The sequence below is a fragment of the Campylobacter cuniculorum DSM 23162 = LMG 24588 genome (assembly GCF_002104335.1).
GTDB classification, from domain to species: domain Bacteria; phylum Campylobacterota; class Campylobacteria; order Campylobacterales; family Campylobacteraceae; genus Campylobacter_D; species Campylobacter_D cuniculorum.
The window spans coordinates 1,315,169-1,328,211 of the sequence record NZ_CP020867.1 but is presented as its reverse complement, the minus strand read 5'-3'; the positions used below and the strand labels follow the sequence as shown (position 1 = coordinate 1,328,211).

General features: G+C 29.0%; 9 protein-coding genes. 6 read left to right on the top strand and 3 right to left on the bottom strand.

The genetic code is table 11. The features are described from left to right. Positions 1–148 precede the first annotated feature (148 nt). Both CCUN_RS06585 and ppk2 read right to left on the bottom strand, forming a co-directional pair. Positions 149–1,327: a M20 metallopeptidase family protein gene (locus CCUN_RS06585; protein WP_027306508.1), complete on the bottom strand. Its 1,179-nt coding sequence runs from the start codon at positions 1,325–1,327 to the stop codon at positions 149–151. Positions 1,328–1,352: 25 nt separating this feature from the next. Then, on the bottom strand, positions 1,353–2,213 hold the full coding sequence (gene ppk2 / locus CCUN_RS06580; RefSeq protein ID WP_232087711.1) for a polyphosphate kinase 2: 861 nt from the start codon (positions 2,211–2,213) through the stop codon (positions 1,353–1,355). 288 nt (positions 2,214–2,501) lie between these two features. Here ppk2 and dsbD point away from each other — a divergent pair, with 288 nt between their 5' ends. The 4 genes from dsbD to CCUN_RS06560 all read left to right on the top strand — a co-directional run bounded on the left by dsbD (position 2,502) and on the right by CCUN_RS06560 (position 9,536). Beyond that, positions 2,502–4,199 carry a protein-disulfide reductase DsbD gene (gene dsbD / locus CCUN_RS06575; protein WP_027306507.1) on the top strand — a complete coding sequence of 566 codons (1,698 nt, stop codon included), beginning with the start codon at positions 2,502–2,504 and terminating at the stop codon, positions 4,197–4,199. Between the two features lie 300 nt (positions 4,200–4,499). Next, entirely contained in the window at positions 4,500–4,913 is a 414-nt protein-coding gene (locus tag CCUN_RS06570) for an FAD synthase family protein (RefSeq protein WP_232087683.1), read from the top strand. Beyond that, on the top strand, positions 4,903–6,165 hold the full coding sequence (locus CCUN_RS06565) for a tetratricopeptide repeat protein (RefSeq protein ID WP_051521757.1): 1,263 nt from the start codon (positions 4,903–4,905) through the stop codon (positions 6,163–6,165). Before CCUN_RS06570 ends, CCUN_RS06565 begins: the two co-directional genes overlap by 11 nt. Further along, complete coding sequence (locus CCUN_RS06560; protein ID WP_085296667.1) at positions 6,162–9,536, top strand: CDP-glycerol glycerophosphotransferase family protein; 3,375 nt, start codon at positions 6,162–6,164, stop codon at positions 9,534–9,536. Before CCUN_RS06565 ends, CCUN_RS06560 begins: the two co-directional genes overlap by 4 nt. Positions 9,537–10,205: 669 nt before the next feature. Here the strand turns inward: CCUN_RS06560 and CCUN_RS06555 are convergent. Then, on the bottom strand, positions 10,206–10,808 hold the full coding sequence (locus CCUN_RS06555; RefSeq protein WP_027306018.1) for a DedA family protein: 603 nt from the start codon (positions 10,806–10,808) through the stop codon (positions 10,206–10,208). Positions 10,809–11,423: 615 nt separating this feature from the next. Between CCUN_RS06555 and CCUN_RS06550 the strand changes: the two genes are divergently transcribed. Together CCUN_RS06550 and CCUN_RS06545 are read left to right on the top strand one after the other, a co-directional pair. After that, positions 11,424–12,209 carry a class I SAM-dependent methyltransferase gene (locus CCUN_RS06550; protein WP_027306017.1) on the top strand — a complete coding sequence of 262 codons (786 nt, stop codon included), beginning with the start codon at positions 11,424–11,426 and terminating at the stop codon, positions 12,207–12,209. Positions 12,210–12,262: 53 nt separating this feature from the next. Continuing rightward, a complete protein-coding gene (locus CCUN_RS06545) occupies positions 12,263–13,036 on the top strand; it encodes a class I SAM-dependent methyltransferase (RefSeq protein ID WP_085296666.1) in 774 nt (257 codons plus the stop codon). Positions 13,037–13,043: the final 7 nt, after the last annotated feature.

Below are 13,043 nucleotides of genomic sequence, written 5' to 3'. Positions count from 1 at the left end.
AAAATTCTTTCTTTAAATCCAACAAAAAAATAAATTTTTATTAAAATATTCGTTTTTTAAACTTATTGTTTTAAAGCTTAGTTTATAAGAAATTTTAAAATGAAAATATAAAACTTAGCAGACAAAAAACACAGCAGGACAAGCAACGTTAATTTTGCAAAAATTCTAAAGCCATCATTGCATCACCTTGCATTAAAACGTTTAAATTTTTATCATCCCAGCAAAAAGTAGAGCTATGATGTAGGGTCGGGTTTTTAAGATCCTTTGAAATGCCTAAAAAGACATAGGCTCCTTTTCTTTCTCTTGTTAAAAAAGAAAAATCTTCAGCTCCCATATCGGGCTTTGCAGTATGGATAATATTTTCCTCGCCCAAAATTTTAGCAAAAGCCTTTCTTGCAATTTTCGCAGCCGATTCATCATTGATTAGCGGAGGATACTCTCTTTTATAATCAAGTTTAAAATCCCCGCCAAATTCAAAAGCAACTGCTTTTGCGATATTTTCTATACTATTTTGCAAAATTTTTTGATTTTCTTCGCTTAAAAAACGTGCTGTCCCCTTTAAAAAAGCACTATCAGCAATCACATTAAAAGTTGTTCCAGCACTTATTTTTCCTATGGTAATCACTCCTGCATCCACAGGTTTTAAGCGTCTTGAGACCACACATTGTATATCACTGATGAATTTTGCAGCCATGACAATAGGATCAATTGTTGTATGCGGATGTGCTCCGTGTCCGCCTTTACCGATGAATTCCAAATCAAACACATCAACGCCAGCCATCATTTCTCCACTAACAATTTGAGCTGTATTTTCAAGCAAAGGACCCCAAAGATGGCATCCGAAAACCGCATCAACTTTTGGATTTTCCAAAATTCCTGATTCTATCATAGGTTTTGCTCCGCCACTTCCCTCTTCTGCGGGTTGAAACATTAATTTAATCGTGCCTTTAAATTTATCTTTAAGTTCATTAAGGATGAGTCCAGCACCTACAAGAGCTGCTGTATGTCCATCGTGTCCGCAAGCATGCATTTTGCCTTCAATTTTTGAAGCATAGCTCAATCCTGTTTTTTCCTGCACAGCTAAGGCATCCATATCTGCTCTTAAAAGCACACATTTGCCCCCATCTTTACCTTTGATACTTGCTAGAATTCCGGTTTTTGCGATATTTCTTTCATAAGAAATTTTATACTCATCTAAAATTTTACATACAAGATGAGCCGTATTTTCCTCTTCAAATTCAAGTTCGGGATGCATATGAATTTGATGTCTTAATTCAACGATTTTAGGATAATACTTTTTTGCCAAAATTCCAACAAGTTCCTGCATGATTTTTCCTTAGATTAAGATATTTTTAATCTTTATCTTTTTCTTTATCTTTGTCATGTTTTTTGATTTTATCGATTTTTTTCATAAGGTGTTGTTCCTCTTCAATGATATCCATTTTTTTCTCAATTCTATCTTCCATATTTAAAATCTCTTGTTCTCCGCTTTTTAATATTTCTGTATCAATTTTGCTGAATTCTCCTTCTTTTTTGTTAGGATAGTCAAATTTTGAAAGAATATGACGCATTAAATTAAGCCTTGCTTTCTTTTTATTGTCTGATTTGATGATGACCCAAGGAGCATCTGCTGTATTTGAAGCTAAAAGCATAGAATATTTTGCAATCGTATATTTATCCCATAATTTTTGAGATTCTTGATCCACAGGCGAAAGTTTGTGCTGTTTTAAAGGATCGACAGTTCTTCTTTCAAATCTTTTTTGTTGCTCTTTTTTAGAAACAGAAAAATAAAATTTAAAAAATATGATTCCACTTTCAACGAGAGTGCTTTCAAAAAATGGCACTTCTTTTAAAAAGGCTCTGTGCTGTTTTGGAGTGCAAAAACCCATAACAGGCTCAACTCCTGCTCTATTATACCACGACCTATCAAAGATTACAATCTCACCGGCTGAAGGCAAATGTGCTACGTAACGTTGAAAATACCATTGTGTTTTTTCAACATCACTTGGTTTTTCAAGGGCTACAACACGACAGCCTCTAGGATTTAAATGCTCTGTAAGCCTTTTAATCGAACCACCCTTACCCGAAGCATCGCGTCCTTCAATGACAATCAAAATTCGCTTACCTGTATCTTTGATATGATTTTGGAGTTTTAAAAGCTCGATTTGAAGATCTCTTAAGTCTTTTTCATATTTTAATGTGCTTTTTTTCATTCTCACATTAACATATTTGTCGTCTTTTTTCTTTTTTTCCTTTTTCTCTTTTTCATTTTCTTCATGAGAATTTTCATTTAAAGATCTTATTTTTTGACCTAATTCTTTTAATTCTTCACGAATAACTTCTTTTTGGGAATTGTCTTGCTCAACAACTTCTTTATTTGAGTTTTCTTCTTGCATTTTAAATCCTTTATAAATGAAATTGAAATTGAAAATTTACCATAACAAACTATAATTAAAAATAAATTTTTTTAAAAAAATGTAAATTTTTAAGGTTTATTTTAAATGCGGTTTATTTGTTTATTATTTTTTTTTATAACTTTAAATTTTGCAAAGGTTTTAAGTTTAGATGAAGCCTTTAAATTAAACACTTATAGTGATGATAAAGCCATTTTTTTAGAGCTTAAGATTGCAGATGAAATTTATCTTTATGATGATAAGATTAAAATTTTACTCAACAATCAAGATTTAAGCCCTTTAATCAATCATCAAGAGCCTGTTTTAAAGCAAAATGAAAGAGTGCATTATAATGAATTAAAGCTCATCTTACCTCATTCTCTTATAGAGCAATATTCTAAAGATAAAAATTTTTTAGAATTTGATTATCAAGGTTGTTCGAATGAAGGCTTTTGTTATCAGCCTCAAAAAGTTAATTTTAAACTCGAAAAGAAAGCAGGAATTTATACTCTTCAAATGGTAAAAAAAAATGATGTTATAAAAACTCAAAATTCTCAAGAAAATATCATCGCAAATTTTTTAGCTAAAGAAAATTTAATAGTGATTTTATTAAGTTTTTTTGGTTATGGTTTATTGCTTTCTCTTACACCTTGCTCTTTGCCGATGATTCCGATTTTATCCTCTCTCATTCTTGCAAAAAATCAAAATAAAAATTCCAAAAAATACAATCTTTTTCTTTCTTTCATTTATGTTTTTTTTATGTCCTTAGCCTATGCAATTGCTGGAGTGATTGCGAGTTATTTGGGCACGAGTTTGCAAGGATATTTACAAAAAACTTGGATTTTAGTACTTTTTGCTTTAATTTTCATTGTCTTTGCTTTAGCAATGTTTGAAGTGATTAATTTTCAACTTCCTTTGAAATTTCAAAATTTCATCTCTCAAAAAAGCAATCAAGGCAAAGGAATTTTAAGCATAGCTATGATGGGCTTTCTCTCTGCTTTAATCATAGGACCTTGCATTGCTGCTCCTTTGGCTGGAGCCTTGCTTTATATAGCAGATTCAAAAGATATTTTACTTGGAGCAACGGCACTTTTTATCATGAGCTTTGGAATGGGAATTCCTTTATTGTTTGTAGGTTTTGGGATAGGTTTTTTAAAACCGGGAATTTGGATGCAAAAGATTAAATTTCTTTTTGGATTTATCATGTTAGCAATGGCAATTTGGATACTTTCGCGTATCTTAGAAGCAAGAATTATTCTTTGTGTCTATGGGATACTTGGGGTATTTTTTAGCGTATTTATGGGAATTTTTGAAAGGGCTTTGAGTGTTTTAGAAAAGATGAAAAAGGCTCTTTTGATTTTGCTTTTATCCTATTCTCTTTGTTTATTTTTAGGAGGACTTTTTGGAGCAAAAGAATTTTTAAATCCTTTAAATTTTTCTTCTCAAATACAAGAAAAATCGGGCTTAACTTTCATAACTCTTTCAAATTTAAATGAACTTGAACAAGAAATTAAGCAAAGCAATCAAAAAATAATGCTAGATTTTACCGCCTCTTGGTGTGAAAATTGCAAATTTTTGGATGAAATCACCTTTAAAGATGAAAAAGTGATTGCTGAACTTAAAAATTACAAACTCATTAAAGTGGATTTAACTCAAAATGACGAAAATCAAAGAGAAATAATGAAAAAATTTCAAGTCTTCGCTCCTCCTGTATTAATCTTTTTAGATAAAGATAAAGAAATGATAAGATTTACGGGATTTATAGGAGCGAAAGAACTTTTAGAGCGATTAGTGTCTTTTCATTAAAGATAAATTTTGCAATTTTCTTATTTACTTTAGATTTATTTATCTTATTTAAAAATAAGTCAGTTTTTCAATTTATCAATTGAAATATCAAAAAATGAAAAAAATTATTGATATATAAAATTTTTATAATAAACAAAAATATTTTTAACGGCACAAAAACTATATAAAAATTGTTTTTTTACAAAAATTGTTTTTTTTTTTTTTGATATTTTTTTATATTTTTTGATATAATAATATTTTTTGTAAATGAAGTTTGGAAACATTATTTTCAAACCTTGATTTTCTCAAATTAGGATATGAGTGTTGTTGCAATTAAATCGTAAAAGAGTCTTAACTTTTGGAACTTTTGATTTGTTTCATTTTGGTCACTTAAAGCTTTTAGAAAGAGCTGCAAAACTAGGAGATGAACTCTTTGTAGGTATATCTTCAGATAAGCTTAATTTTTTAAAAAAAAATCGTTTTCCTATTATGAATGAATACGAAAGAGCACATATTGTAGCTTCTTTAAAATTTGTCAATAGTATATTTTTAGAAGAATCTTTAGATTTAAAAAAAACTTATTTGTTACGTTATGAAGCAGATATTTTAGTAATGGGTGATGATTGGACTGGAAAATTTGATGAATTTAAAGAGCTTTGTGAAGTTGTTTATCTTCCAAGGACTCGTGATATTTCCACAAGTGAGCTTTTGCAGAGGATTAAAAATGACTTTTAAGTCTCTTGTGAAAAAAACTTATAGAGAAACAAAGAATTCTTTTTTTTTAACTCGTATGGTTTGTTTGATTGTAAATATTTATTTAGGAAAACTTTCAAATCATAAAAAAGCTCTTACAATCTTAAATGTATTAAAATTTCTAAAGCAAAATATAGCATATTTTTATTTAGCACAATTAGCTTATATCTATAACAATTTAACTCAAAGCCTAAGCTATATTAATATTTTTTTAAAGTCCAGTCCAAATCACGCTGATGCAATCTATTTTAAGTGCGATATTCTTAGTTTATGCGAACAAAAAAATGAAGCTTTTAACCTCCTTGAAAATTTACTCCAAAATTCTTCAAGGATTAAAACTTGGATGATGTTTGCAAAATTAGTCCAAGATAATCAAGATTTGAAAAGATTATTAAATCTTTATAAACAAAATATTGACAATTATCCCAAATTCAAACAAAAACACGATGAAATTTTAAAGGCTTTTGCAAAAGCTGCTATCAATATTAAAGATTTTACCTTAGCAAAAAAATTTGCAAAAGAAGCTTTATTTATCTTCATGAAAAAGGGTGCGAAGGCTCATTTTATTTCAAAGGAAGCTATGCGTTTAGAAGATGCAAAAGAAGCTTTAAGCGAACTTAGGGAGCTTTTAGAAGAAAACCATATTCAAATGTTTTTAATCAGTGGAACCTTTTTAGGTTGCATCAGAGAAAAAAATATACTTTCACATGATTATGATATTGATGTTGGGGTTTATTATACAGACCTTAAAAAACTTAGAGAAATTTTCATTGAAAGTAAAAATTTTATCTTAAAGAGTTATACCTATGAAGGTGGAGTGCAAATATATCATATCAATGGTGTTTATATTGATGTATTTTTGCATTACGAAGAAAATGGCTTTGTTTATCATAATGGAGATTTTATGCGTTGGAGAAATACTCCTTTTGAGCTTATTTCATATGATTTTTTAGGGCGTAAATATTTAGGACCAAAAAATTATGATTTATATTTAAAAGAAAATTACGGGCTCGACTGGAAAATTCCTAAAAATTCTACGCAATTTAATAGTTTTTTAGACACTCCAAACATTGAAATTTTAGATGAAAATAGAATGATTATTTTTCTTTATGAATTACTTTTTAAGACTTTTGCGATAAAAAATGAAAAGCAAATTCTTAATGCCTTAAAGACTTATGGAGAAGAAGGTTTTGTTAAAGAATATTTAAATCTTAAACAGGAGCAAATCGGATGAAAACTTTAATATTTTATATTTTTTATGCTTATGCTATGAAGATTTATCATAAAGATAAAGATTATGAAAAAGCTAAAAAATACTATAAAATAGCAGAGAAATTTTTACCCACACATGCAAAAAACCATTTTAAAATAGGAATGTGTTATTATAAACTTAAAGATTATTACAATGCAAATGAATCTTTTGAAAAAGCTTTAAAATTTAATCCAAATAATGAACAATGGAAAAATCAATTAGAATCTTCTAAAAGTTTTACAATTTCTATTTTTTTACCTCAAAAGCTTTGGTGGAAAGAAATTATAGACATTCAAGCCTTAATTGATAAAAAGGGTGGAGATTTTACTTCATATTTTGAGCTTGCTACTGCCTTGAAAATGATGAATCGTTATGAAAAAGCCATTAAGGCTTACGAAGAAGCCATTAAATTATGTAAGGAAAATGAAATAATAAGTGAGCTTTATTATGACAAAGGTTATTGTTACGAAAAATTAAATGCAAAGGCTCAAGCACAACTTGCTTATGAAAAAGCCATTTATTTTGAACCTCAAGAGGATAAGAAAAAACAAGCTTTAAAATATGGCATCGGAGTCTTTCATGAGGAAAAAGAGCGTTGGAAGCTTGCAAACGAAGCATATTTAGATAAAATGAAAACTTCAGGTGAAAATGAAGGTCTATTTTATAGGATAGCGAAGACTTTTGATAAGCTCTATGAATGGCAAAATGCTGAAATTTATTATAAAAAATCTTTAGATTTTAATTATCAACTTGCACAAACTCATTTTGATTTAGGTTTGGTTTATGAAAGACAAAAGAAATATCAAGAAGCTGTTTATTCCTATGAAGAGGCTATAAAACGAAATAGTGATTTTAAAGGTCTTTGGTATTATAGATTAGGTTTGTGTTTGAATCAAATCGGACAGACTCAAAAAGCTATCGAATCTTTTTTAAATATGCAAAGAGTCGAATCTAAACCTTGGGGGGGGGGTATGATGATTATCAAGAATCGAAGTTTTAACCAAAAAGCCCTTTACACCTATTTTTATGAAAATTTAAAATTGCAAGATAAAACCATACTTTATGAAAGTTTTCACGGCAGATTAATGTCTTGTAATCCCTATGCAATTTTTAAATTCTTACTTGAAGATGAAAGATTTAAAGATTTTACGCATATTTGGGTGTTAGAAAGCAGTGATTATATTAAAAAAGAATTAAGAAAACTCAAAAATTTAATTTTAGTTCGAAAAGGAAGTCATCTTTATTTGCGTTATCTTGCAAGTGCAAAATATCTTATCAACAATACAACTTTTCCAGATTATTTTATACGCAAGGAGGGGCAACTCTATCTAAACACTTGGCATGGAACCCCTATTAAATGTCTTGGTAAATATATCAAAACGAGTTTTATGGAACATAAAAATACCCAAAGAAATTTTCTTCAGAGCACTCACATTATAAATCCTAATGAATTCACTCAAAATGTTTTACTTAAAGATTATGATATAGCAGATATTTATAGTGGAAAATCTTTAATAAGTGGATATGCAAGAAACGATTTGAATTTTCAAAAATTCGATTTTCTTAAAACTCGTTTTGATATAAAAGAAAATCAAAAAGTTGTTTTATATGCTCCGACATATCGAGGAGATTTTGGTAATCCAGACTTTGATATAAAATTCATCACGAAACTCTTAAAAGAGCTTTCCGTAATGCCCTTTAAAGTTCTCTTTAAAGGGCATCACGAAACTCTTAAGATGATTGAAGAATATGGTTTAAAAGTCGGCGACGCAAACGATAGAGATATTGATACTAATGAGCTTTTAAGTGTAGTGGATATACTCATCACGGATTATAGTTCTATTGCTTTTGATTTTATGCCTTTAGATAAGCCTATTATTTATTATTGTTATGATTATGAAAAATATAAAAAAGAACGCGGGATTTATTTTGATTTAAAAGATATAGGTTTTAATTATTGTAAAAACACAGAAGAACTCAAGACTCTTTTACAAGATGAAGAATTTTTAAATCAAAAAAATCGTTATAATCATCTCAAAGAGAGATTTTTTCCTCTTGAAGATGGGCATTCTACAAAACGTATTGTGGATTTTTTCTTTTTTGATATTTATGATGAAAAGAATCTTTTTAAAAATGAAGCACAAAAAACGAAGCTTTTATTTTTTGCAGGACCTTTTTTACGCAACGGAATACTCTCTGCTTTTAAAAATCTTGTCCATCATTTGGATCCAAAAAAAATCAGCATCAATATTGCCATAGACCCGGGAAATATCAGTGGATTTGAAGAAAGACTTGAAGCCTTTAATGACCTTAAGGATAAGCTTTTTGTTTTACCTAAAGCAGAGATATTTAATCTTGAACCAGAAGAACAATGGTTGATGAGAGAAGATGTTTTTGGTATGGAAAGAAATAATGAAGAACAGGAGAAAATTTTTGCCAAAGCTTATCAAAGAGAATTCAGAAGACTTTATGGAGACGCAAAATTCAATGCAATCATTCAGTATGATGGCTATCAAAGGTATTGGACAACTCTTTTTGCTTATGCTAAAGGAGATTTTAAAAAAATCATTTACGCTCATAACGATATGCAAGGTGAGTTTTATAAAAGATTCCCCTATCTTAGGGGAATTTTTTATCTTTATAAAAGATTTGATGTTATTCTTAGTGTTTCAGAACAAACTAATGAAGATAATCTTAAAAATCTAGCACAGACTTATGATATCCCTAAAGAGAAATTTCAAACAGCTGTTAATTTTGTCAATGTTGATGAGGTTTTAGAAAAAGCTCACAAACCACTTCCTAAAGAAATTTTGGATAAATATTTTAAGAAAGATTATAAGGTTTTTATCAATCTTGCAAGATTGAGTGTAGAAAAGGACCAAACAAGTTTGATTAAGGCTTTTGCAAAATTTCATGCAAAATTTCCTAAAACAATTCTTTTAATCCTTGGTGATGGACCTTTAAAATCAAATTTACAAGAACTCATTAAGAAATTTTCTTTAAACAAAAGTGTGTTTTTGCTTGGTTTTATTTCCAATCCTTTTCCTTATCTTTTAAAAAGCGATTTTTTTGTCCTCTCCAGCCAGCACGAGGGGCAGGCCCTCGTGCTGGCTGAGTCGATGATTTTAAAAAAACCTATCCTTTGCACAAGCTTCGCTTGTGCAAAGGATTTTTTGGGGCGGCACGATGAGTTTGGACTTGTTGTTCCAATCGGTGAAGAAGGTTTGTATGAAGGATTGTGTAAAATTTTTCAAAATTCCCTTCAATTTAAAGAATTTGATTTTAAAACCTACAATGAAAATTGTCTTAAAAGAATTTCAGAAATTTATGAAATACCAAAAGAAAATGAATGACTTTTAAATCCTAAAATTTAAAAAAACATAAATTTTAAAACAACAATATAAAAATCAAAGAAACAAAAAAATCAAAAGAATTTCTAAAAATTTGGATAATTCTTTTATCTAAATTTTAATTTAATCAATCAATCTTATTTTTAAAGCTTATAAAATAAGATTGAAATTTAAACCTTGATTTAAAAATAAATTTTTAAAGTCTTAGAATAAGATAGAGTTAAAATGATTTAATTGATTTTTCTTTCATATAAATCAATTTTGATGTATCAATAGAATATGAATGAGATGTTAAATAAATTCTTTAAATGATTTTAAGAATTTAAATTATCAAATTCTTTTTAATCCTTTGCTTTATTTATCAAAGATATTATTGATAAAAACAATATTTTTATACAATGATTCATTTCTTAATAAAAAGAATATTTAAAGATATGTAATAATAAATAAATTATCTCTTTTTTATCACAGATTAAAACCTTAATCAAGTGTTTTTTCAAAGATGAATTTATCAAAGATTTTTTATTTAATACAAATCATAAATTTATATGAATACTAAAAAATTCAATTTCACATATCACTTAAACATTTGATAGAGTTTTCCTATAAATCCTTAGTTAATTTTAAACTTTGAGATGTGAGTGGATTGAATTTTATTCTTTTTAACTCACATTAATCTTTATCTAAAATCTTTCTCATTTTAATATAAACCAAACTTGCAAATACAACAAAAATAAGGATAAAAATAAGAATTTGATGCAAATAATCCTTAATGAGTTCTTCATTTTCTCCTATAAAATATCCTAAACATACAAGTATGCTCACCCAAATTCCGCTCCCAGCAGCCGTAAAAAAGATGAAATTTAAAATTTTCATCTTAACAAGTCCGGCAGGCAAGGAGATGTATTGACGAATTCCGGGTATAAGACGAGAAATGAAGGTTGAAAATTCTCCGTGTTTGTTAAAAAAGCTTTCAAATTTAGAAAATTTTTTTTCATCGATTCCAAAATACTTTCCCCATTTTAAAACAAAATCTTTGCCCCAAAAATAACAAATATAATAATTAATCAAAGCTCCAAGAACAGAACCAAAAATTCCACACAAAATACAAAGCCAAAGATTTAATTCATCTTTACTTGCCAAATATCCAGCAGGTATCATCACTATTTCACTAGGAAAAGGGATAAAACAGCTTTCTAAAGTCATAAGTAAAATAATGCCTATATAACCCCATTTATCTGCAAAATGGATAATAGTTTCAACAAGCTCTTGCATTGATTTCCTTTTAAATTTTGAAAAATGAACCTTTGATTTTAAAATTTTATGATTTTTAAGTCAATCAATTTGGATTTTTCAAGCTTTAATTAAAAGCTAAAAATTTTACTTAAAAATTATAAAATGCTGATTAATTTAAAAATTTCAATATCTAAATTTTTTATTGAATGATATAAAATCATTTTTTCAAAATATTCATCAAAAATATTTTTTAAGATGAGCTTGTAAAGAAAATAAAAAGAAAACAACAATAAAAACTGATTGTCAGATAAAATCCATTGATTTTGCATAAAACAAAATGTTTTTAGCCTTTGATTCTAGTTTTTATGAAAAGGATTAAATTCCATTTTTATAATTTTTTAGTGATGTTTATAAAAGAGAACATTTTTATATTTTTTAAATTTGGTGTTTAAAAGTGTTTGTGTTTTTCTGTGTTAAATTTTTTAGTTTTTTATGATTTATCAGTGTTTTTTAAAAAAAATATTTTCTATAAAAATTACACTGATAAATCAATGATAAAATTTTTATAAAATTCAGTAAAAAATGAAATTTCAATTTTGTTTTTTTTTTTTTTTGATATAATTAAATCTTTAGTTTAGAAAGGAAACAAAACAGATGAAACAAGGTGATTTTACTGCGGTTGCAAAACACTATCATAATCGTCCTGCGTATTCTTCTATGTTGCTTGAAAAACTCATTCGTTGTATCAATGATGAGGGCAAGAGTAACGATAAAATAAAGGTTATTGAAGTGGGAGCTGGAACGGGAAAGCTGACTAAAATGTTAGCCAAAGATTTTAATCTTAATATCACAGCTGTTGAACCAAATGATAATATGAGAGAAGAAGGCATTAAATACACACGAGATTGTCCAAATATCTCTTGGAAAAAAGGAAGCGGAGAAAAGACAGGCATTGAGAGCGGTATAGCTGATTGGGTGATAATGGCTAGTTCTTTTCATTGGACTGATCCAAAGCAATCCTTGCCGGAATTTGCCCGTATTTTAGGGGGGGGGGATTGCAAAAATGGATATTTCACAGCCATTTACAATCCGCGTCATATCGTAGAGGGGACAATCTTTGATGAGATTGAAAAGGAGATTAAGCATATTGTTCCAGAGCTTACTCGAGTGAGTAGTGGCACACAAAATGTTAAAAAATACGAAGATGTTTTAATCTCCACAGGGGATTTTAAAGACTGCTTTTTTATGGAGTGTGATTATACGGAGCTTTGGAGTAAAGAAAGATACATTGGAGCTTGGCACTCTGTAAATGACATACAAGCACAAGCGGGTGAAAAAAGGTGGAAAGAAATTTTAGAAATGATTGAGTCTAAAATTTCTTCGATGCAAAATATAGAAATACCTTATAAAATAAGGGCTTGGACAGCTAAAAAAGCTTGATTTTGCTCTCCTCTTTTCATCAAGCTTGTTGATAAACAATGAAAAGAGGAAAAATGCAAAAACTAGTTGAAAATGTTTGGGATTATACCAAACACGCGAAATTTTATGAATTTAGACCAAATTATGCTCCTAAAACAATTGATATGCTCATCACTTTAGTGGGGGGGGGGAATCGCGAAACTCCGCTTAAGGTAGCAGACATTGGAGCTGGAACAGGAAATTTAAGTATAATGCTTTTAGAAAGAGCTTGCAAGGTTACTTCAGTTGAACCAAATGATGCGATGAGAGAGCTTGGCATAGAGAGGACAAAGGGACAAGATATAAAATGGGTCAGAGCCACAGGCTTAAATTCCACGCTTGAAAGCGGGAGTTTTGACTGGGTGAGTTTTGGTTCGAGTTTTAATGTCATGGATAGAAATGAAGCCTTAGAAGAAACGCATCGTTTGCTTAAAAAAGACGGGTATTTTTCTTGTATGTGGAATCATAGGGATTTGAATGATGAAATTCAAAAAATTGCTGAAGAAACTATAGTGGAATTTGTTCCAAATTACAACAGAGGCGTTCGAAGAGAGGACCAAAGACCTATCATAGAATCAAGAAAAGATCTTTTTGATAACATTGTCTATATAGAAGAAGATTTTTATTTTCATCAAACTTCGCAAAATTATATCCTTGCTTGGAAAAGCGTGAAAAATCCTTACTGGGACTTAGAGACCAAAGAGGGTGCAGAGCTTTTTGAGCAAATAAGTAAAAAAATTCAAGCAAGAATTCCAAAAGAATTTGACATAAAATACACAACACGTTGCTGGAGTGCAAAAAAAATCTAAGGAGAAT

Coding starts and splice junctions, on each gene's coding strand:
- CCUN_RS06555 (WP_027306018.1), bottom strand. CDS start 10,808: ATGCAAGAGCTTGTTGAAACTATTATCCATTTTGCAGATAAATGGGGT.
- CCUN_RS06550 (WP_027306017.1), top strand. CDS start 11,424: ATGAAACAAGGTGATTTTACTGCGGTTGCAAAACACTATCATAATCGT.
- CCUN_RS06565 (WP_051521757.1), top strand. CDS start 4,903: ATGACTTTTAAGTCTCTTGTGAAAAAAACTTATAGAGAAACAAAGAAT.
- CCUN_RS06585 (WP_027306508.1), bottom strand. CDS start 1,327: ATGCAGGAACTTGTTGGAATTTTGGCAAAAAAGTATTATCCTAAAATC.
- CCUN_RS06545 (WP_085296666.1), top strand. CDS start 12,263: ATGCAAAAACTAGTTGAAAATGTTTGGGATTATACCAAACACGCGAAA.
- CCUN_RS06560 (WP_085296667.1), top strand. CDS start 6,162: ATGAAAACTTTAATATTTTATATTTTTTATGCTTATGCTATGAAGATT.
- dsbD (WP_027306507.1), top strand. CDS start 2,502: ATGCGGTTTATTTGTTTATTATTTTTTTTTATAACTTTAAATTTTGCA.
- ppk2 (WP_232087711.1), bottom strand. CDS start 2,213: ATGAAAAAAAGCACATTAAAATATGAAAAAGACTTAAGAGATCTTCAA.